Here is a 19,224-nt window from a genome sequence, read left to right on the forward strand (position 1 = left end):
GGCGGGGAACGGGGCTCCCGCCGGTCGCGCGGGCCGCGCGGGCCGGTTGCGCGGTGCGCGCGGCGAGCAGGGCCGTTCCCGCGCGGAGGATACGCAGGGGTGCCGTGCGGAGGGTACGCATGGGTCGGTCCGCCTTCTCTCCCGGCCGCCCGGTTGCGGCTGGGTGACGTTTTACGGCGACCGGATGACCCCGTCAAGACTTTGTCCGAACATTCTTACGGACCGACAGAGGGCGCTCTCCGCGACGGACTTCGACGGACCGCGACGGACCGCGGCAGGGATACGACGGGCCGCGGCGGGGATACGGCGGGCCGCGCGGCACACGGCCCGGTGTCAGGACGGATGCCGGAACCGGATGTCAGGACCGGACGAGCAACTGGAACTCGAAGGAGTAGCGGGAGGCCCGGTAGAGATGGGAGCCGTACTCCACCGCCCGTCCGGTGTCGTCGAAGGTGGTGCGCTCCATGGTGAGCAGCGGCGCGCCCGGCTCCTCGCCGAGGCGTCCGGCCTCCTCGGGGGCGGCGGCCCGCGCGCCGACCGACTGCCGGGCGCTGTGCAGGGTGACCCCGGCGGCCCGCATCAGCCGGTAGAGCCCGGTCGCCTCCAGGGCTTCGCTGTCGCAGTCGAAGAGCCCGGTGGGCAGGTGGTTCGTCAGCAGGGCCATCGGCTCGCCATGGGCGTACCGCAGCCGCTCGACCAGCAGGACCTCGCTGCCCTCGGCGACCCCGAGGGCGGCGGCGACCGCGACGTCCGCGGCGGCGGTGGTGTTGCGCAGCACCACGGTGGCGGGCCGCTGCCCCGCCGCCTCCAGGTCGTCGTAGAGGCTGCTCAGCTCCAGCGGGCGGCGGACCTGGCTGTGCACCACCTGGGTGCCCACACCGCGACGGCGCACCAGGAGGCCCTTGTCCACGAGGGACTGGATGGCCTGGCGCACGGTCGGCCGGGACAGACCGAGCCGTCCGGCCAGCTCGATCTCGTTGCCGAGCAGGCTGCCGGGGGTCAGCACCCCGCGCTCGATGGCGGACTCCAGCTGCTGGGAGAGCTGGTAGTACAGCGGGACCGGACTGGTGCGGTCCACGACGAGCTGAAGGGGCAGGGACGGTTCCGATGCGGGTCTGGGCTGCTTGGGCACGGTGCGAGCGTAGTCGCCGCCGATGTTGACGGGAAGTCCGGAAGTACTGATGTCAGGACAAAGTCTTGACACAGTGACCGGCCCGGCTCCATTTTTGGCGCATGCGCATCGGAGTCATCGGGACGGGACGTATCGGGGCCTTCCACACGGCGGCGCTCAGCCGTCGGCGGGAGATCGGCTCACTGGTCGTGACGGACGCGGAACCGGCCCGGGCGGCGGAGATCGCCGCGCGCACGGGGGCCACCGCGGTCGCCGGTACGGACGAGCTGTTCGCCTCCGGCCCGGACGCGGTGGTGATCGCCTCGGCGACCGCGTCCCACGCCGGGCTGATCGCCCGCGCCGCCGGGGCCGGGCTCCCCGCCTTCTGCGAGAAGCCGATCGCCGTGGACCTGCCGGGCACCCTGGCCGCGCTGCGCGCGGTGGAGTCGGCGGGCACCGTGCTCCAGATCGGTTTCATGCGCCGCTTCGACGCGGGCTACACGGCCGCCCGCCGGGCGCTGCGCTCGGGACGGCTCGGACGGCTCCACACCGTACGGGCGATCTCCTCGGACCCCGCGCCGCCGCCCGCCGGGTATCTGCCGCTCTCCGGCGGTCTGTACCGGGACTGTCTGGTGCACGACTTCGACATACTGCGCTGGGTCACCGGGCGGGAGGTCGTGGAGGTGTACGCGACGGGCTCGGACGCGGCTGGGGCGATGTTCCGGGAGGCCGGTGACGTCGACACGGCGGCGGTGGCGCTCACCCTGGACGACGGCACCCTGGCGACGGCGACCGCGACCCGGTGCAACGGCGCGGGCTACGACGTACGGATGGAGCTGGCGGGCGACCTCGACCAGATCGCCGTGGGACTGGACGGCCGGACGCCGATCACCTCGGCCGAACCCCGGGGGCCGGGCGCGCCGGACAAGCCGTGGCCGGGCTTCCTGGAGCGGTTCGCCCCCGCGTACGAGGCCGAGCTGGCGGCCTTCGTCCGGGTGGCCCGGGGCGAGGCCGAGAACCCGTGCGACGGGCGGGAGGCGCTGGCGGCGCTGCGGATCGCGGAGGCGTGCGAGCGCTCCCGGCGGGAGCGGCGGCCGGTGCGGATCGAGGAGATCCCGGTGGACACGGAGCCCTCCGGCTGAGCCGCCGGGGCGCGGCCGGGTCCGTCCCGGCCGCGCCCCGGCGGGTCGCTACCAGCGCACGGGCAGGCGGCGGGTGCCCCGCAGCAGCAGCCCCGGCAGCCACTCCGGCGGTCCGCCTTCCGGGTCCGCGGCCAGCGCGGGTAATCGGTTCAGCAGCGCCTCCAGGGCGATCCTGGCCTCCAGCCGGGCCAGCCCGGCGCCGATGCAGAAGTGGATGCCGTGGCCGAAGGCCAGATGCCCCCGGGTGTCCCGGGCGGGGTCGAAGGTGTCCGGGTCGGGGAAGCGCGCCGGGTCCCGGCTCGCCGCGCCGAGCCCCACGACCACGATCTCCCCGGCGGGGACGGTGACTCCCCCGATCTCCACCGGGGCGACGGTGAACCGGCCCGCCGACGTCAGGATCGGCCCCTCGTGCCGCAGGGTCTCCTCGATCACCGCGTCCAGCAGCGAGGGGTCCGCCCGTACGGCGGTCAGCCGCACGGGGTCCACGAGCAGGGCCCGGACCGCTCCGGCGATGAGCTGGACGGTGGTCTCGTGCCCCGCGACCAGCAGCAGATAGGCGAGGCCCCGCAGCTCGGGCACCGACAGCCGGTCGCCGTCCTCGTCATGGGTGGCGACCAGCGCGGAGAGCAGGTCGTCCGAGGGGTCCCGGCGCTTGGCCTCGACAAGGGTGTCGAGGTACGGGGTCAGCGCGTCCAGCGCCAGCCGCCCCGCCTCCTCCGAGGTGGGCGTGATCAGCTCGGAGGACCAGCTCCGGAAGACCTCGCGATCCTTCGTCGGCACCCCGAGCAGTTCGCAGATGACGGTGATCGGCAGCGGAAACGCCAGGCTCTCGATCAGATCGCCCCGCCCGGTGGGCGGCAGCGCGTCCAGCAGCTCCGCGGTGATCCGTTCGATGCGCGGCGCCAGCTGCTCCACCCGGCGCGCGGTGAACTCCCGCGCGATGAGTCTGCGCAGCCGGGTGTGGTCGGGCGGGTCGCTCTCCAGCAGGCTGGGCCCGATGGAGTGGATCTCGTAGGGCGGGTCGGGCAGGGCCTCGGGCGACTTGGCCAGCCGGGGGTCGGTGAGCGCGGCCCGTGCGTCCTCGTACCCGAGGACCAGCCAGAATTCGGTGCCGAAGGGGTCGCGCAGCCGGTGGACGGGGCCCTGTTCCCGCCAACGGGCGAAGTACGCGTAGGGGTTGGCGTCAAAACCGTGGAGCTCGGCGATGTCGATGGTCTCCATTGGCCCACCTTACGCACCGTCGTCAAGCAGCTCCGCGTCGTGCACCAGCAGGGCGATCTGGACCCGGTTGTTGAGACCGAGCTTGGCGAGGACGCGGGAGACATGGGTCTTGACCGTCGGCACGCTTATATAGAGGCTCGCGGAGATCTCCGCGTTGGACTGTCCCCGGCCGACGGCGAGCGCCACCTCGCGCTCCCGGCCGGCCAGCGTCTCCAGCCGGGCGAGGGCCGAGCGGCGGCGCGGATCGCCCGCGGCGTCCCGTGCCGTGCCGACGACATGGGACATGAGCTGGCGGGTCACCGCCGGGGAGAGCACGGGGTCGCCCGCCGCGACCCGGCGCACGGCGTCGACGATCTCGGCGGGCGGGGTGTCCTTCAGGACGAAGCCCGCCGCCCCGGCCCGCAGCGCGCGCAGCACCTGTTCATCGGCGTGGAAGGTGGTGAGCACCACGACCTCGGGGGCGCCCGGGCGGGCGCGCAGCCGCTCGGTGGCGGTGAGGCCGTCCACGGCGGGCATCCTGATGTCCATCAGGACCACGTCGGGCGCCAGCCGGTCGACCAGCTCCTGCACCTCGGCGCCGTCGGCGCCCTCCCCCACGATCTCCAGGTCCTCGGCCCCGCCGAGCATCAGGGCGAGACCGGCGCGCACCAGGGGATCGTCGTCGACGACAAGCAATCGGACCGTCATGCGGACCACGGTAGCCAGGCTTGGACATGGAATCCGCCGTCTCCGGTCCTGCCGTGCCGGAGGGTGCCCCCGGCCAGGGTGGCGCGTTCGGTGAGCCCGATCAGCCCCTGCCCGGAGCCGGGCACCGCCGGGACCTCGCCGGGCGGCGCGGGATTGTCGACGAGCACGGTGACGCCCTCGCCCGGACCGCCCCGCACGACGACGGTGACCTCCGCGCCGGGGGCGTGCTTGCGGGCGTTGGTCAGGCCCTCCTGGGCGATGCGGTAGACGGTGCGGCCGGTGGCGGCGGGCACGGCCGCCGGGTCGGCGATCCGGTTGTCGAGGACGACGCTCGCCCCGGCGGCGCGGCCCTCGGCGACCAGGGTGTCCAGGGTGGCGAGGGTCGGCTGCGGGCGGTCCGCGGAGTCGCCCTCGCCGGGGGCGCGCAGCACCCCGATGATCTGTCGGAGGTCCTGGAGGGCCTCGTGCGCGCTGTCCCGGATCACCCCGGCGGCGCGCGCGACCTCCGCGGGCGGCGCGTCCGGACGGAACTCCAGCGCACCGGCGTGGACGCTCAGCAGGGTGAGCCGGTGCGCGAGGACGTCGTGCATCTCCCGGGCGATGGCCTCACGGGCGAGCCGCTGCGCCTGCTCGGCACGGAGCACGGCCTCCTCCTCGGCCCGTTCGGCCCGTTCCCGCAGGACGACGACGAGCTGTCGGCTGGAGCGGACGAGCATGCCCCAGCCGACCATCAGCAGCACCAGGAGCAGCCCGGTGACGACCGAGCCGAGGTAGCCGAGGGAGGGGTCGGGGCGGACCGCCGGCTGGAGGGCGGCGGACAGCACCGCCACGCCCCCGACGAGGGCGACCGGCCGGAAGGGGCGGTGCACGGCCACGCTGAACAGGGCGACCAGATACGCCCCTCCGGCGGCCGGGGTGACGATGCTCACCACCGCGAGGGCCAGGACGAGCTGCACCGGCCAGCGCCGCCGGGGCCACAGGGCGCAGCAGGCGGCGGCGCCGAGGAGCTGGTCGAGGAGGACGATCGCCGAGCCCTCGTTGAGCTGTGTGCTGGTGTCCAGGGCGGTGAGGCCCAGCAGGGAGGCGCCGAGGAAGAGGACGGTGTCCACGACCCAGTCGCGCACGGTCCGCCGGGGCCTGCCGCCGGGTCCCGGGGCCCGGCCCGTGCCTCCGGGCCCGGTGCCGGGCGAGCCCGCCATGGCCGAGGGCAGCAGCCAGGGATACTCCGTACGCGTCATGGGGGACAACCTACGCATCCCTCCGCTCCGGTCGCGTCCCGAGGACTCAGGGCGCTACCAAAGTCGCGGGGGACGAGACTTTCGACGGCGGAGGACGGGCGGAGGGCATGCCGAGGGCGGATACCCAGGGGGCGGGCGGGGGCCGAGGCTGGGGGCATGAGCAAAGCGCTGGAGTGGGTCGGCGGAGCACTGCTGGTCCTGGGGGTGTGCGGGGTGATCCGCGAGCTGACGGGATGGTTCCCGGTCATGGGGGCGACCCGCTTCCTGACGGAGAACGTGGAGTTCTTCGGGGAGCGGGCCGTCTTCACGAATGTCGTGATCGCGGTGCTGGGCTTCGCGCTGGTGATGACGGGGGAACGGTTGCGACGGTGAGCCTCCGGGATGCCGGGGTGCCGCGTTCCCGCCGCCGGGTCAGTCCGCGTAACTCCCGTACCGGGGGCGGCCGTCGAACGCGTAGGCGTTGAGGGTGACGCCCGAGGCGGTGATACGGGTCCCGGTGTGCCGGAAGGCGGTGGGCCTGGCGCCCTCGGGGAAGAGGCGCAGGCCCTCGCCGAGGACCACGGGGAAGACCAGCAGCCGCAGGACGTCGACGAGGTCGTGGGCGAGCAGGAACGGGGCGAGCTGCCCGCTGCCGTGCACCTGGAGTTCGCCCTCGGTGCGGTCCTTGACCGCCCGGACGTCCGCGGCCAGGTCGCTCCGGCCGATCACCGTGGTGCCCGCCCAGGCGGGGTCGGTCAGCGTGGTGGAGGCGACGTACTTGGGCAGGGCGTTGAGCCGGGAGGCGATCGGGTCGGCGGGGTCGGTCCGCTGCGGCCAGTGCCCGGCGAAGATGTCGTAGGTCCGCCGCCCGAGCAGAAACGCCCCGGCCCGCTCCATGACGTCCACGATGAAGCGGCCAAATTCCTCGTCGCCGTAGGGAACGGACCAGCCGCCGTGGCCGAAGCCGCCGCTGGGGTCCTCGTCGGGCGCGCCGGGTGCCTGCATGACGCCGTCGAGGGTGACGAAGGTGGTGAGGGTGAGCTGAGCCATGACGGTGCCTGCCTCCACGGGTGCGGTTCCGGGTCCGGGTCCGGCGGCCCCCTCCTCGTCGATCTTCAGGTCCGCTCCCCGCCTGCGCCAGTCGGGCGGGGCGGCTTCCCCGGACGGCGCGGCGGGCGGGATCGGCCCCGGAACGGGGCGGCGGTCAGGCCGTCAGGGAGCGGTGGCGGGCGTGGAGGCGGGTGGTGGCGTCGGGGGTGAGGGTTCCATGGACGCGGAGGCGGGAGATGCCGCCGTCCGGGTGGATGTCGAGCCGCAGCCGGTCCCCGGTGACGGGGCGTTCCAGGACGAAGCGGTGGCCGCTGTCGGGCTGCAACCGTGTCGGCGGCAGGATCTCGGTCCACTCGCCGTCCGTCCCGTCCTGGAGCCACAGCGAGGCCCAGCCGGCGCTGTTCCCCTTGAGATACGCCGTGTCGATCTCCACGGCGCGGATCTCCCCGCGCTCCACCAGCCGGTAGCGAATCCAGTCGTGGCCGCCGTCCCGCCGCCGCCGGGTCTCCCAGCCCTCGTCCATCCTGCGGGAGCGCCCCGGCAGGATGGTGTGGGCCGCCGGGGAGTAGAAACGGTCGGACGCGTCCTCGACCTGTCCCCCGTTCTCCAGGGCCACCAGGTCGAACGAGCCGAGCGCGGCGAGCCAGCCGGGGTCGGGGACGACCTCCCCGTACACCCGCAGCCGGGCGACACCGCCGTCGGGGAACTGCCGCAGCCGCAGATGGGTGAAGCGGCGCTCGACGGCGACGGTGAAGCCGTTCGCGGCGTGGCCGCCGACCGGGGTGCGGGGGACGAGGGCCGTCCAGGCCGTGCCCGGGGCGAGCAGTTCCTCGGGGGAGGGTGTACCGGGGACGAGGGCCGCCTCGACGGACACCGCCTGCGGGTGGTTGCCCCGGAAGTGCGCGGTGTCGACGACGACGCCCCGGACCACGCCGGGCGCTCCGAGCCGTACCAGCGCCCAGTCGTGGTCGCCGTCCCGCGGGTGGGGCCGGTCCGCGCCCGTGCCCCGGCGGCGGCGGGTCTCCCAACCGTCCATGATCTTGCCCTTGTGGCCGAAGCGTTCGGGGTCGAAGACGGCGGGGCCGGGGGTGAGCAGGTTCTCCCGGTCCGCGAAGAACTCGTCGTTGGCGGCGACGACGGCCGCGCCGAGCCGCCGGTCGGCGAGGTCGACGGGATCGCTGCGGCCGGTGCGGCGGGCGAAGGGGAATCCGGCGGGTCCCGGGGTCCGGTAGTCGGCGTAGGGGTCGCCGCCGCCGTAGGGAGCGGCGGCCCCGGTGAAGGAGGGGCACGGGTCGGGGGCGGACGGCGGGTGGTCGGCCGGGAGGGGCGGCACGGTCAGGCGCTCCTTTCGATGAGCCGGCCGGTGGGCCCGGCCGGGACGCCGTCCACCGCCGCGCGTTCACCGCGCAACCAGGTGGAACGGACGACTCCGTGGAGGGTTCTCCCCGTGTACGCGGTGATCCGGTTGCGGTGGTGCAGCCGCACGGGGTCGACGGTGAAGGTCGCGTCGGGCGCGAGGACGGCGAAGTCGGCGTCGTGACCGGGCGCTATGGCGCCCTTGCGGTCGAGGCCCGCCAGCCGCGCCGGGCCGTGCGCCATCCAGCGGGCGACGTCCGCCAGGGTGTGGCCGCGCCGCCGGGCCTCGGTCCAGACGACGGGCAGCCCGAGCTGGAGCGAGGAGATCCCGCCCCACGCGGAGGCGAAGTCGCCGGTCTTCAGCGCGGTGGCGCAGGGCGAGTGGTCCGAGACGACGGCGTCCAGGGTGCCGTCGGCGAGCCCCGTCCAGAGCGCGTCCCGGTTGGCGGCCTCGCGGATGGGCGGACAGCACTTGAACTCGGTCGCCCCGTCGGGGACTTCCTCGGCGGTCAGGGCCAGGAAGTGCGGGCAGGTCTCGGCGGTGATCCGTACGCCCTCCGCCCGCGCGCGGGCGATCAGGGGCAGCGCGGAAGCGGACGACAGATGCAGGATGTGCACCCGGGCGTCCAGCCGCCGGGCGGTGCCGATCAGCCGGGCGACGGCGCTGTGTTCGGCCGCGGGGGGACGGGAGGCGAGGAAGTCCGGGTAACGGGGTCCCGGCCGCTGGCCGGTGAGGTGGGCGGGGTCCTCGGCGTGCACGATCAGCAGCCCGTCGAACGAGGCGATCGCGGCCGTCGCGCGCTCCAGGGCCGCGGGGTCCAGCTCCGGGAACTCCTCGACACCGGACGGCGAGAGGAAGCACTTGAAGCCGAGGACCCCCGCGTCGTGCAGGGGGCGCAGCTCGGCGGTGTTGTCCGGGACCGCCCCGCCCCAGAACCCCGTGTCGGTGTGGACCCGGGGCCGTGCCGTGGCCTGTTTGGTCCGCAGATGGCCGACCGTGGTCGTCGGGGGGATCGAGTTGAGCGGCATGTCGACCAGGGTGGTGACGCCTCCCGCGACCGCCGCGCGGGTGGCGCTGGCGAACCCCTCCCACTCCGTGCGCCCGGGGTCGTTGATATGCACATGGGTGTCGACCAGGCCGGGGAGGACGGCGTCGGCCCCGGTGTCCACGAGCCGGGCACCGGCGGGTACGGGGGCGTCGTACGGGAGGACGGCGGTGATCGTGCCGCCGCTGACGGCGATCGCGGCGGGCCGCTCCCCGTCCGGTGTGATCACCCGTCGGGACCGCAGCACCAGACGCGCACCGCTCTCGTCCACTCGTTCTCCTTCCACATGCCCATGCGAAATTCAACGAACTGTTGAAGGAGTCTTCACCCGCCCACCGGGGCCCGTCAAGCATCCGGAACCGGACGTCCGCCACCGGCGGGAACGGGCCTTCCACGGGGCGGAAGCAGGGCTCGGCCCCGGCGGATGCGGGCCGGTAGGCTGCTCACTCGCCCGTCCGCCCGAAAGGACCGCCGCCCGTGCCGACGTCCAGCGCCCGCGCCTCCGCCGCCACCAAGTCCGCGACCAGCGGCGGGGTGCAGTCCCTGGAGCGCGCCTTCGATCTGCTCGAACGGATGGCCGACGCGGGTGGCGAGGTGGGGCTGAGCGAACTCTCCGTCAGCAGCGGACTTCCGCTGCCCACCATCCACCGGCTGATGCGCACCCTGGTGGCCTGCGGCTGTGTCCGGCAGCAGCCCAACCGCCGCTACGCGCTCGGCCCCCGGCTGATCCGGCTGGGCGAGTCGGCGTCCCGGCTGCTCGGGACCTGGGCCCGCCCCCATCTGGCCCGGCTGGTCGAGGAGACCGGCGAGACGGCGAACATGGCGCTGCTCGACGGCGACGAGGTCGTCTACGTCGCCCAGGTGCCGTCCAAACACTCCATGCGGATGTTCACCGAGGTCGGCCGCCGGGTGCTCCCCCACTCCACCGGCGTCGGCAAGGCGCTGCTCGCGGGCGTCCCGCCCGAGGAGGTGCGCGCGCTCCTGGCCAGGACCGGGATGCCCGCCGCCACCGAGCGGACCATCACCGCGCCGGAGGAGTTCCTGCGGGCGCTGGCGGAGGTGCGCCGCCAGGGGTACGCGGTCGACGACAACGAGCAGGAGATCGGCGTGCGCTGTCTCGCCGTTCCGGTCCCCGGCTCCCCCACCCTCGCCGCCGTCTCGATCTCGGGCCCGGCGGGCCGGGTCACCGAGGCCGCCACCGGCTCGATCGTGCCCCTGCTCCAGGAGGTGGCGCGGGCCCTGTCGGACGAGCTGAACAGCACCGGCGCGACGGGGTTCTGAGACCCCGCGGGAACGGGAGCGCGGGCGGGGGCGCGCGAAGGACCCCGGCGGGCTCCGGGGTCCTTCGGGACCGTCAGGGCCCGCTCAGCCCTGGGCCGCGTCGTCGATCAGATCGGCGATGTCCTTGGGGTGCGAGGCCAGCGAGGCATGGCTCGCGTCCAGTTCGATGATCTTGCGCGGGGACATCCGCTCCGCCATCCGGCGCTCATTGCCCGGGTCGATCATCCGGTCACGGGTCGACACCTGGTACCAGACGGGCTTCTTCCGCCAGGCCGGGTCGCCGATGGCGTCCCCGAAGGTCGAGGCGAGCGGCGCCTTCTGCGTCACCGCCATGACATACGCCTCCTCCTCGGACAGGTCCGCGCAGAAGCTCCAGTGGTACTTGTCCTGCGCGACCCAGAGATAGCCGTCGGAGTCCGGCACGATGTTCTCGAACGCCTCGGGCGGGTGCTCCTGGCTGATCTGCCCCGGGCTCTCGCCCCGGTCGGGTGCGAACGCCGCGACATAGACGAGCCCGATGACGTTGGGCAGGTCACCGGCCTCGGTGATGACGGCGCCGCCGTAGGAGTGGCCCACGAGGATCACGGGCCCGTCCACCTGCTTGACCATCTTCCGGGTCCGCTCGGCGTCCTCGGCCAACGAGGTGAGCGGGTTCTCCACGGCGTGGAGGTCGGTGTAGCCGCGGCTGCGCAGCTCCAGGATCTCCTTGCTCCAGTGCGCCGCGCCTCCCCAGAATCCATGCACCAGGACGATTGCGGGCTTGTCGGCCATATCAGCTTCCTCTGGACGTCAGTGGGTGATGTCACACTTTCGTCCTCACGCTAGGACGGCTCCGGGAACCTTGCCACCGCTGCCGCCCGCCCCCTGCCGGGCCCCGGTCACGGGCCCGGATCGCCGAACCCGTCGACCGCGCTCCGCACCTGCATCAGCGCCGGTCCCAGCGCGCTCACCGAGCCGATCGCCCCCGCCACCAGGAGCAGGGAGCGGCGCATCCGCTGGAGCTCCGTCGGTCCGGCCGCCGCCAGCACGGCGAGGGCCGCCAGCTCCCGGTCGGCGATCTCCCGGTCGGGGAAGCGGCCGGGGTGCCCGGCCAGCTCGCGGCGGAGCCGCCGCACAGCGGCCCCCAATGCCGTCACCTGTGAGTCCCGTGTCTCCGTACCGCTTTCCGTCACCGGCGTCTGCCCCACGCTGCGCAACAAAAGCTCTCCCCCTCGCACACCTCCGGAACGGTCCGCACGACCGTCAGTCGACGGTCAACCACCCAGAGTTGCGGGCAAGTTAACGGCATGAGGTGCGGTACGCGCCACTCCGAGGAATGAATTCTGGCCTACGGCTGTACGGGTTCGGTCGCATTGCGCCAAACGGTCATCCCGGCGTGCGCGCGATGCGTTCGCGCCCGGTCCCTGTGCCGCCCTGCGGCCGACCACACCGCTCACGTGCCCGGCTCCGGACAAACGGCCGGACCGAGGCCCCGAGGGGCCGCCGGACCCGCCCGCCCGCTGGGGCCTCCGGTGCCGATGGGGCGTACGGGAACGGGGGCAAAGGCGCTGATCCGGCCATCGGACGGCGGAATCCGCCGTTGTGGCGCCGTCCCGTTTCTGCCCGGGCGCTCCGCCAGGATGGGGTTCCTGGGGTGAACGGGTCCCACCGGTTCGACAGAGCCGTGACCGAGAGTCAGCATGCGCCGCACCTGCCGACGGCCGCACCGCCGCCGGGGCGGTGCGGCCCGCGGCCCGGGAAGCACGCCGAGAAGAAGCACAGCGGACAGACAGGAGGACGGATGGCCGGGCGGACGACGCGGGACGGCGAGCGGACGGGGAACGGCGGGCAGGCGGGGGACGGCGAGCGGACGACGCGGGACGGCGAGCGGACGGGGAACGGCGGGCAGGCGGGGGACGGCGAGCGGACGGGGAACGGCGAGCGGACGGGGAACGGCGAGCGGACGGGGAACGGCGGGCGGGCTCCCGTCGTCGCGGGGCTGCTGCTCGCCGCCGGGGGCGGACGCAGGCTCGGCGGCCGGCCCAAGGCCCTCCTCCCCCACCACGGCCGTCCGCTGGTCGAACACGCCGCGCGGGCCCTGCGGCAGGGCGGCTGCGCCCCGGTGTACGTCGTCCTGGGGGCGGCGGCCGACCGGGTGCGGACGGCCGCCGAGCTGCCCGGCTGTGTCCTGCTGGAGAATCCGGCGTGGTCCGAGGGCATGGGCACATCGCTGCGCACCGGTCTTGAGGCGCTGATCGGCACGGACGCCGACGCGGCGCTGGTGGCTCTGGTGGACCAGCCGGGGGTGGGCGCGGAGGCGGTCGCGCGGGTCCGTTCCGCGTACCGCTCGCGCGCCGGCCTGGCGGCGGCCGGGTACGGGGGCGGACGCGGCCATCCGGTGCTCATCGGGGCGGACCACTGGCGGGCGGTCGCGGAGGGGGCGCGGGGCGACCGCGGGGCCCGGGACCATCTGCGGGAGCACGCCGCCTCGGTGCTGCTGGTCGAGTGCGGGGACATCGCCGACCCCTTCGACATCGACCTGCCCGGCGACCTCGGCCGTCTCGCCCCCTGAGCCGCACCCCGCCCGACATCATTCTCTCCACGGCCGAAAAAGACTCAACCGTGGCCAACTTCCTTATGGTGCAAGGAATTTCCGATCACCAGGGGCAACCCCTGACGCGGATCTCCCCTCTTCCCCTGCGAACGATCAGCCGACGGATCGTTCGACCGTTCCCGTCCCCCGTCCGCACGACGGACGGAGGACAGCCCGGGGGAAGCGACCTTCCCGACCCGGCCGGCAGCGACTCGCCCGGCACCGGTCCGGAGATGTTCCCCGGCACCGGCTTTCGCCTGCCGCATTACAGCCGGACGAATTGCACATATTGCAACCAAGCCGAGAAAACTCAATAGTTCGAGCATTTTTCTCGATTAGGTATTGCATCCCTTCAGAAACTCCAGTCACATTGGTTAAAGCTGACGATCGATCATCAATCATCGATCGTCCAACTTCCTTACTCACCAGACTCCTTGGGGGAGTGTGTCCATGAGCGAGAAGAACCCTCACCGCGGCGATGTCGGCCGACGTTCCGTACTGACCGGCGCCGCCGCCGTGGCCGGTGGAGCGGCCCTGTCCACGGCCCTCCCGGCGGGCGCCGCCCAGGCCGCCCCGAAGGCCGCGGCGGCCACCGCCGGTACCCGGGCCATCACGGTGCCCGATGTGATCAACGTCGACCGCGGCGACCGCCGCTTCCCCGACCTGGTGCGGGGCAACAACCAGCGCTGGGTCGCCAACCCCGACCGGGTCGTCCTGGTCACCAACCCGCACCAGGCCGCCCGGGTCGTCCAGGAAACGGTCTCGGCCGGAAAGCGGTTCACGGTCCGCAGCGGCGGCCACTGTTACGAGGACTTCGTCTACAGCAAGGACGTCCAGGTCGTCATCGACCTGTCGAACATGAACAAGGTCGGGTTCGACCCGGCCATGGACGCCTTCGAGGTCCAGGCCGGAGCCTCCAACTTCGATGTCTACGAGACCCTTTACAAGCTGTACGGGGTCAGCATCCCCGCCGGGACCTGCGGCACCGTCGGCGCGGGCGGCCACATCATGGGCGGCGGCTACGGTCTGCTCTCCCGGCTGCACGGACTGACGGTCGACTATCTGCACGCCGTCGAGGTCGTCACCGTGGACACGAACGGCAACGCCACCGCGCGCATCGCCCGCCGCAGCGACGCCTTCCCCAAGCCGGGCGACCCCACGCCCGACCCCAAGCTGGGGCATCTCTACTGGGCGCACACCGGTGGCGGCGGCGGCAACTTCGGTCTGCTCACCCGCTACTGGCTGCGGATACCCGACGCCACCGGCGGCCCCGCGAATCTGCTGCCCAAGCCGCCGTCCGAGGTCTTCGTCCAGGCCCTGGCCTGGAAGTGGGACAAGATCACCCAGACGGACTTCGTCCAGCTCGTGGCGAACTTCGGCACCTGGCACGAGAAGAACTCCGCGTCGAACTCCCCGTACAACTCCCTGTGCGGGCTGCTGAAGCTGAACAACCGGGCCCACGGCGAGATCGGTCTGCTCACCCAGATGAGCGCCGACGAGCCCAACGCCCGGGAGCTGCTGGCCGCCTACCAGGCGGAGATGAGCAAGGGCATCGGCGTGGCCCCCACGGCGATGACGCTGCCCATGGGTGAGCACGCCGCCCTGCCCGGGTTCAAGGAGCCGCGGCGGCTGCCCTGGTTCCACGCCACCGACGCGCTCAGCGGCGGCACCGCGGGCAAGTACGGCAAGTACAAGTCCTCGTACTCGCCGAAAGGTTTCTCCGAGTTCCAGATCAGGGCGATGTACACGCATCTGACCAATGGCTACGACAACGGCGACGCCCTGCTCCAGATCGACTCGTACGGCGGCAGGATCAACGATGTCGCCGCCGACGCCACCGCGGTGCCGCAGCGCTCCTCGGTGCTGAAGTCCCAGTTCCAGACGTACTGGCTCCAGCCCGGCGAAGAGGCCAGGCATGTGAAGTGGATACGCGACTTCTACGAGGCCGTGTACGCCCAGACCGGCGGCGTCCCGGTGCCGAACGAGTTCAACGACGGCTGCTACGTCAACTACCCCGACGTCGACCTCGGCGACCCCGCCCGGAACACCTCGACGACCACCTGGCAGACCCTCTACTACAAGAACAACTACCGTCGGCTCCAGCTCGCGAAGGCCCTCTGGGACCCGAACAACCACTTCCGGCACGCCCAGTCGATCACCGGCAAGGCATAACGGCGCGGCGGGCAGCGAGAACCCCTCCGGGTGACGGCCGTGTCGGCCGCCGTCACCCGGAGGGCACCGCCCACGGGGAAGGACACCGCCACGGAAACCCACCGCACCCACGGATAGGCACGGCACACCCGGAAGGACAGCGCGCGTCCGGAACCCGTCGGCGGGAGCGACGCGTCCTTGTTATTCCACCATGAGGAAATTACTATCCACCAACCAAAAGCCCTCGGCCCCTCGGCGACCGCAGGGGCTCCCTGAGGCTCCCCACCAGCCGAAGGAAGTGACCGCCCATGTCCGCATCAGCCCCGTCCCGGCCGGCCGTCGTCACCGCCCCCGCGGTGCCCCGTCAGGACGAGGTCCTCACCGAAGCCGCCCTGGTCTTCCTGGCCGAGCTGCACCGGAGGTTCACCCCGCGCCGCGACGAACTCCTCGCCCGGCGCGCGCGGCGCCGGGCGGAGATCTCCCGTACCGGCACGCTCGACTTCCTGCCGGAGACGGCCCATGTCCGCGCGGACGACTCCTGGCGGGTGGCCCCCGCTCCCCCGGCCCTCCAGGACCGCCGGGTCGAGATCACCGGCCCGGCCGACCGCAGGATGACGGTCAACGCCCTGAACTCGGGCGCCCGTGTCTGGCTCGCCGACTTCGAGGACTCCTCCGCGCCCACCTGGGAGAACGTGATCTCCGGGCAGCTCGCGCTGAGCGACGCGTACCACCGGCGGATCGACTTCACCGACGAGCGCTCCGGCAAGTCCTACGCCCTGAGGCCCGATGCCGAGCTGGCCACGGTGGTGATGCGGCCCCGGGGCTGGCATCTGCCGGAACGCCATCTCACCGGACCGGACGGCGGGGTCCTCCCGGGCGCCCTGGTCGACTTCGGCCTCTGCTTCTTCCACACCGCGCGCCGTCTGCTCGACCTCGGCAAGGGGCCCTACTTCTATCTGCCCAAACTGGAGTCGCACCAGGAGGCACGGCTCTGGAACGATATCTTCCTCTTCGCCCAGGAGCAGTTGGGCATCCCCCGGGGCACGATCCGCGCGACCGTGCTGATCGAGACGATCACCGCCGCGTACGAGATGGAGGAGATCCTGTACGAGCTGCGCGAGCACGCCTCCGGGCTGAACGCGGGCCGCTGGGACTATCTCTTCTCGATCATCAAGAACTTCCGTGACGCCGGGCCGGGTTTCGTCCTCCCCGACCGCAACGCGATCACCATGACCGCGCCGTTCATGCGCGCCTACACCGAACTGCTCGTCCGCACCTGCCACCGGCGCGGCGCGCACGCCATCGGCGGCATGGCCGCGTTCATCCCCTCCCGCCGGGACCCGGAGATCAACCGGGCCGCGTTCGAGAAGGTCCGCGCCGACAAGGACCGCGAGGCCGCCGACGGCTTCGACGGCTCCTGGGTCGCGCACCCCGATCTGGTGCCCGTCGCCCTCGCCTCCTTCGACGCCGTCCTCGGCGACCGTCCGCACCAGAAGGACCGGCTCCGCGAGGAGGTCTCCGTCACCGCAGCCGAACTGATCGCCGTCGGCTCACCGGCCGCCCGGCCGACCGCCGCAGGGCTGCTCAACGCCGTCCGGGTCGGCATCCGCTATATCGAGGCATGGCTGCGCGGAACCGGCGCCGTCGCCATCTTCCACCTCATGGAGGACGCCGCCACGGCGGAGATCTCCCGCTCGCAGATCTGGCAGTGGATCAACGCCGGAGTCGTCCTGGAGAACGGGGAACGGGTCACGCCCGCGCTGGTGCGGACACTGGCCGCCGGGGAGCTGGGCGCGCTCCGCGAGACGCTGGGCGGGGAGGAGTACGCGGCGGGCCGCTGGCAGGAGGCCCACGATCTGCTGCTGAGGGTGGCGCTCGACGAGGAGTACGCGGACTTCCTCACCCTGCCCGCGTACGAGCGGCTGACCGGCTGAGCCACCGACCGGCCGATATCCGCCCCGGGCCCGCGGGGAGCTGCGAGGATGCGCCCATGAAGGCACTGCGGACCGCCGTCGTCGGCGGCAGCATCGGAGGACTCGCCGCGGCGCTCGCCCTCCACCGGGCGGGGTACGGGGACATCACGGTGTACGAACGGACCTCCGGCGATCTCGCCGAGCGCGGGGTGGGCGTCGCCATACGTGAGGACCGGTGCGCGGAGCTGGAGGCGGCCGGGTATCTGGACCCGGGTGTTCCGTGCACCCCGCTGACCCGCCGTCAGTGGTTCGTCCGCGGCGGGGACGATCCGCTGGGACGGGTGATCCACACCGAGCACGGCTTCGGTTTCCGCACCTATGGCTGGGGCTCGCTGTGGCAGGGGCTCCGTACCGCGCTCGACGGCCGGGCGGAGTTCCGCTCCGGGACCTCGGTGGACTCCGTCGCCGGGAGCGGCGAGGGGGTCGAGGTGTGCACCGGGGCGGGGACCGACCGCCACGGCCTGGTCATCGGCGCGGACGGCTACCGTTCCGTGGTCCGCGAGGCCGTGGCCCCCGGGCTGCGGCCCGCGCCCGCGGGGTACTGGGCCTGGCGCGGCGCCTACCCGGAGGAGCGGCTGCCCGACGCGGGGCGGTGGGGGCGGAGCACGGGGGTGTACGTCGTCTTCGACGGCGGCCATCTGGTGGTCTACCGGATTCCGGACGGCGGGGGCGGCGAGCGGGTCAACTGGGTGCTGTACGCGGCTCCGCCGCCCGGGGTCGACCCGCTGGGCGGGGAGCCGGGCAGTCTGCCGCCCGGGGTGGCGGGCGCGGCGCTGCACGCCCATGTCACCGGGCTCGCGGCCGAGCGGCTGCCGCCGTTCTGGGCCTCGCTGGTCGGCGCGACCACCGAGGCGGAGCTGATGGTCCAGCCGCTGTACGACATCACCGCGGAGCCGGGGGTGACCGAGCGGATCGCCCTGGTGGGGGATGCCGCGACGGTGGCCCGTCCGCACACCAGCGCGGGCGCGGTCAAGGCCCTCCAGGACGGGCTCGCCCTGGAGTCGGCGCTGCGCGGGGCGGACACACCGGCCGCCGCCCTGCGGGAGTACGACGCGGTGCGCACCGCCCGGGGCCGGGCGCTGGTCGGCCTCGGGCGCCGGCTGGGCCGGGCCCTGGTGGAGAGCCCCCAGGAGTGGGCCGCGATGGACGGCGCCGGTCTTGCGGCGGTCTGGGAACGGGCCGACGCGGCGGGGCTGTTCGGGGGCGAGCCGGTCTGACGCCCGTTCCGTCGCCCCCGGGACCGGTGCCGGTGCCGGTCCCGAGGGCTCAGCGGGTCAGTGCTCCCGTACGCCGGGACTCCAGCCACTCCAGCGCTTCAGTGCTTCAGTGCTTCAGTGCTTCAGCGGACGACGACCGTCCGCTCGGCCGAGAAGTCGCCCCACTTGCCGTCGGGGAGCTTGGCGCGGAGTTTGACGCGGTAGCGGGTGCCGGGCGGATCGGTGACGGTCAGGGTGTAGACGGCCCGGTCTCCGGTGGGCATCGCGCCCCAGACGATGGTGGTCGTGGGCCTGCCGTCGAGGTACAGCTCATGGGACTCGATGGCGCCGTCGGCCTGCGGCGGCTTCCAGCTCAGTTCGATGCTGCCCTTGCGGGCGACGGCCATGAGTCCGGTGGGCGCGGTGCTCGGGCCCTTGCCGGAGGAGGACGGCGTGGTCAGCTCCACGGCGGTGCTGTCCGCCGAGGAGTTCTCGGCGGCGTCGCGGGCGCGGACGGTGAAGCTGTAGACGGTCCCCGGGCGCAACCCGGTGACCTGGGCGGTGGTGTCGGTGCCCGCGACGCTGTGGATGCGGGAGCCCTCCTGGTAGATGTCGTAGGAGGTCACCTTGGTGTTGTCGGTGGCGGGCCGCCAGCTCAGGGTGGCGGCGCGGGCGCTGTCGAGCCGCCCCGTGGGCTTCCCCGGGACGGTGGGCGGCCGGTGGTCCTCGGGGGTGGGCGCGGGCGTGGTGACGGAGACCGCCGCGCTGGGCCCGGACAGATTGCCGGCGGCGTCGCGGGCGCGGACGGTGAAGCTGTACGCGGTCCTGGGCTTGAGGCCGTCGATGTCGACCATGGTCTTCGCGCCGGGCAGCGTGCTGACCTTCTCGCCCTTCTGGAAGACCTCGTAGCCGGTGACGGCCTTGTCGTCGGCCGACGGCCGCCACATCACATGGACCGAGGTGGCGCTGCCTGCCTGCGCGGTGACTCCGGACGGCGTGGTGGGGGCCTTGCCGTCCTTTCCGGAGCCGTTCGCGCCGCCGCCGCCGTCGGAGCAGGCGGAGAGGGCGAGTGCGCCCAGACAGACCAGCGCGGGAAGTGTGGGGGGACGCTGCACGGGTGGGACCTCCGACCGGGAACTGGAATGGTCCAGACCTATATGACACAGGTGTGCGGACACGGCAAGCCCTCACCGGGGATTGACGATCCGTTCGCCCCTTGCG

17 protein-coding genes are annotated in these 19,224 nt (G+C 73.1%); 7 read left to right on the forward strand and 10 right to left on the reverse strand.

Going from position 1 to position 19,224, the window contains the following annotated elements; translation table 11 throughout:
* Positions 1-358 precede the first annotated feature (358 nt).
* Positions 359-1,132 carry a GntR family transcriptional regulator gene (locus tag CRV15_RS03485; RefSeq protein WP_003962324.1) on the reverse strand — a complete coding sequence of 258 codons (774 nt, stop codon included), beginning with the start codon at positions 1,130-1,132 and terminating at the stop codon, positions 359-361.
* A 101-nt stretch (positions 1,133-1,233) separates the two neighbouring features.
* Between CRV15_RS03485 and CRV15_RS03490 the strand changes: the two genes are divergently transcribed.
* Positions 1,234-2,253 (forward strand): Gfo/Idh/MocA family protein, encoded by a 1,020-nt coding sequence (locus tag CRV15_RS03490; RefSeq protein ID WP_003962323.1) that lies wholly within the window; start codon positions 1,234-1,236, stop codon positions 2,251-2,253.
* Between the two features lie 48 nt (positions 2,254-2,301).
* On the opposite strand, the gene CRV15_RS03495 is transcribed toward CRV15_RS03490, so the two are convergent.
* From CRV15_RS03495 to CRV15_RS03505, 3 genes are read right to left on the reverse strand one after another with little or no spacing between them, the layout of a single operon-like run.
* Complete coding sequence (locus tag CRV15_RS03495; protein ID WP_003954476.1) at positions 2,302-3,474, reverse strand: cytochrome P450 family protein; 1,173 nt, start codon at positions 3,472-3,474, stop codon at positions 2,302-2,304.
* 9 nt (positions 3,475-3,483) lie between these two features.
* Positions 3,484-4,161, reverse strand: coding sequence for a response regulator transcription factor (locus tag CRV15_RS03500; RefSeq protein ID WP_003962321.1), 678 nt, complete (start codon positions 4,159-4,161; stop codon positions 3,484-3,486).
* Entirely contained in the window at positions 4,158-5,399 is a 1,242-nt protein-coding gene (locus tag CRV15_RS03505) for a sensor histidine kinase (RefSeq protein WP_003962320.1), read from the reverse strand. Before CRV15_RS03505 ends, CRV15_RS03500 begins: the two co-directional genes overlap by 4 nt.
* Before the next feature lie 156 nt (positions 5,400-5,555).
* Here CRV15_RS03505 and CRV15_RS03510 point away from each other — a divergent pair, with 156 nt between their 5' ends.
* Positions 5,556-5,771, forward strand: coding sequence for a hypothetical protein (locus tag CRV15_RS03510; protein ID WP_003962319.1), 216 nt, complete (start codon positions 5,556-5,558; stop codon positions 5,769-5,771).
* Between the two features lie 39 nt (positions 5,772-5,810).
* Here the strand turns inward: CRV15_RS03510 and CRV15_RS03515 are convergent, their stop codons facing one another.
* The 3 genes from CRV15_RS03515 to allB all read right to left on the reverse strand — a co-directional run bounded on the left by CRV15_RS03515 (position 5,811) and on the right by allB (position 9,101).
* Entirely contained in the window at positions 5,811-6,428 is a 618-nt protein-coding gene (locus CRV15_RS03515) for a dihydrofolate reductase family protein (protein WP_003962318.1), read from the reverse strand.
* Between the two features lie 154 nt (positions 6,429-6,582).
* On the reverse strand, positions 6,583-7,761 hold the full coding sequence (alc, locus tag CRV15_RS03520; RefSeq protein ID WP_003954472.1) for an allantoicase: 1,179 nt from the start codon (positions 7,759-7,761) through the stop codon (positions 6,583-6,585).
* 2 nt (positions 7,762-7,763) lie between these two features.
* Positions 7,764-9,101: an allantoinase AllB gene (allB, locus tag CRV15_RS03525; protein WP_003954471.1), complete on the reverse strand. Its 1,338-nt coding sequence runs from the start codon at positions 9,099-9,101 to the stop codon at positions 7,764-7,766.
* A gap of 206 nt (positions 9,102-9,307) precedes the next feature.
* Here allB and CRV15_RS03530 point away from each other — a divergent pair, with 206 nt between their 5' ends.
* The gene (locus CRV15_RS03530) at positions 9,308-10,111 is read left to right on the forward strand and encodes an IclR family transcriptional regulator (protein WP_003954470.1); all 804 of its coding nucleotides are present in this window, start codon (positions 9,308-9,310) and stop codon (positions 10,109-10,111) included.
* Positions 10,112-10,195: 84 nt separating this feature from the next.
* Here CRV15_RS03530 and CRV15_RS03535 read toward each other — a convergent pair whose 3' ends face one another.
* A complete protein-coding gene (locus CRV15_RS03535) occupies positions 10,196-10,882 on the reverse strand; it encodes an alpha/beta hydrolase (RefSeq protein ID WP_003954469.1) in 687 nt (228 codons plus the stop codon).
* Between the two features lie 107 nt (positions 10,883-10,989).
* The gene (locus CRV15_RS03540) at positions 10,990-11,328 is read right to left on the reverse strand and encodes a DUF5955 family protein (protein ID WP_003954468.1); all 339 of its coding nucleotides are present in this window, start codon (positions 11,326-11,328) and stop codon (positions 10,990-10,992) included.
* Positions 11,329-12,089: 761 nt separating this feature from the next.
* On the opposite strand from CRV15_RS03540, the gene CRV15_RS03545 reads away from it, so the two are divergent.
* The 4 genes from CRV15_RS03545 to CRV15_RS03560 all read left to right on the forward strand — a co-directional run bounded on the left by CRV15_RS03545 (position 12,090) and on the right by CRV15_RS03560 (position 18,024).
* The gene (locus CRV15_RS03545) at positions 12,090-12,662 is read left to right on the forward strand and encodes a nucleotidyltransferase family protein (protein WP_044972476.1); all 573 of its coding nucleotides are present in this window, start codon (positions 12,090-12,092) and stop codon (positions 12,660-12,662) included.
* Positions 12,663-13,133: 471 nt separating this feature from the next.
* Positions 13,134-14,855, forward strand: a complete 1,722-nt coding sequence (locus CRV15_RS03550; RefSeq protein WP_003962313.1) for an FAD-binding oxidoreductase — start codon at positions 13,134-13,136, stop codon at positions 14,853-14,855.
* A gap of 287 nt (positions 14,856-15,142) precedes the next feature.
* The gene (aceB, locus tag CRV15_RS03555; RefSeq protein ID WP_003954464.1) at positions 15,143-16,768 is read left to right on the forward strand and encodes a malate synthase A; all 1,626 of its coding nucleotides are present in this window, start codon (positions 15,143-15,145) and stop codon (positions 16,766-16,768) included.
* A 56-nt stretch (positions 16,769-16,824) separates the two neighbouring features.
* Positions 16,825-18,024 carry a Rossmann-fold NAD(P)-binding domain-containing protein gene (locus CRV15_RS03560; protein ID WP_003954463.1) on the forward strand — a complete coding sequence of 400 codons (1,200 nt, stop codon included), beginning with the start codon at positions 16,825-16,827 and terminating at the stop codon, positions 18,022-18,024.
* A gap of 122 nt (positions 18,025-18,146) precedes the next feature.
* On the opposite strand, the gene CRV15_RS03565 is transcribed toward CRV15_RS03560, so the two are convergent.
* Positions 18,147-19,118 (reverse strand): fibronectin type III domain-containing protein, encoded by a 972-nt coding sequence (locus CRV15_RS03565; protein ID WP_009997886.1) that lies wholly within the window; start codon positions 19,116-19,118, stop codon positions 18,147-18,149.
* Positions 19,119-19,224 lie beyond the last annotated feature (106 nt).

Source organism: Streptomyces clavuligerus, assembly GCF_005519465.1.
Lineage (GTDB): Bacteria > Actinomycetota > Actinomycetes > Streptomycetales > Streptomycetaceae > Streptomyces > Streptomyces clavuligerus.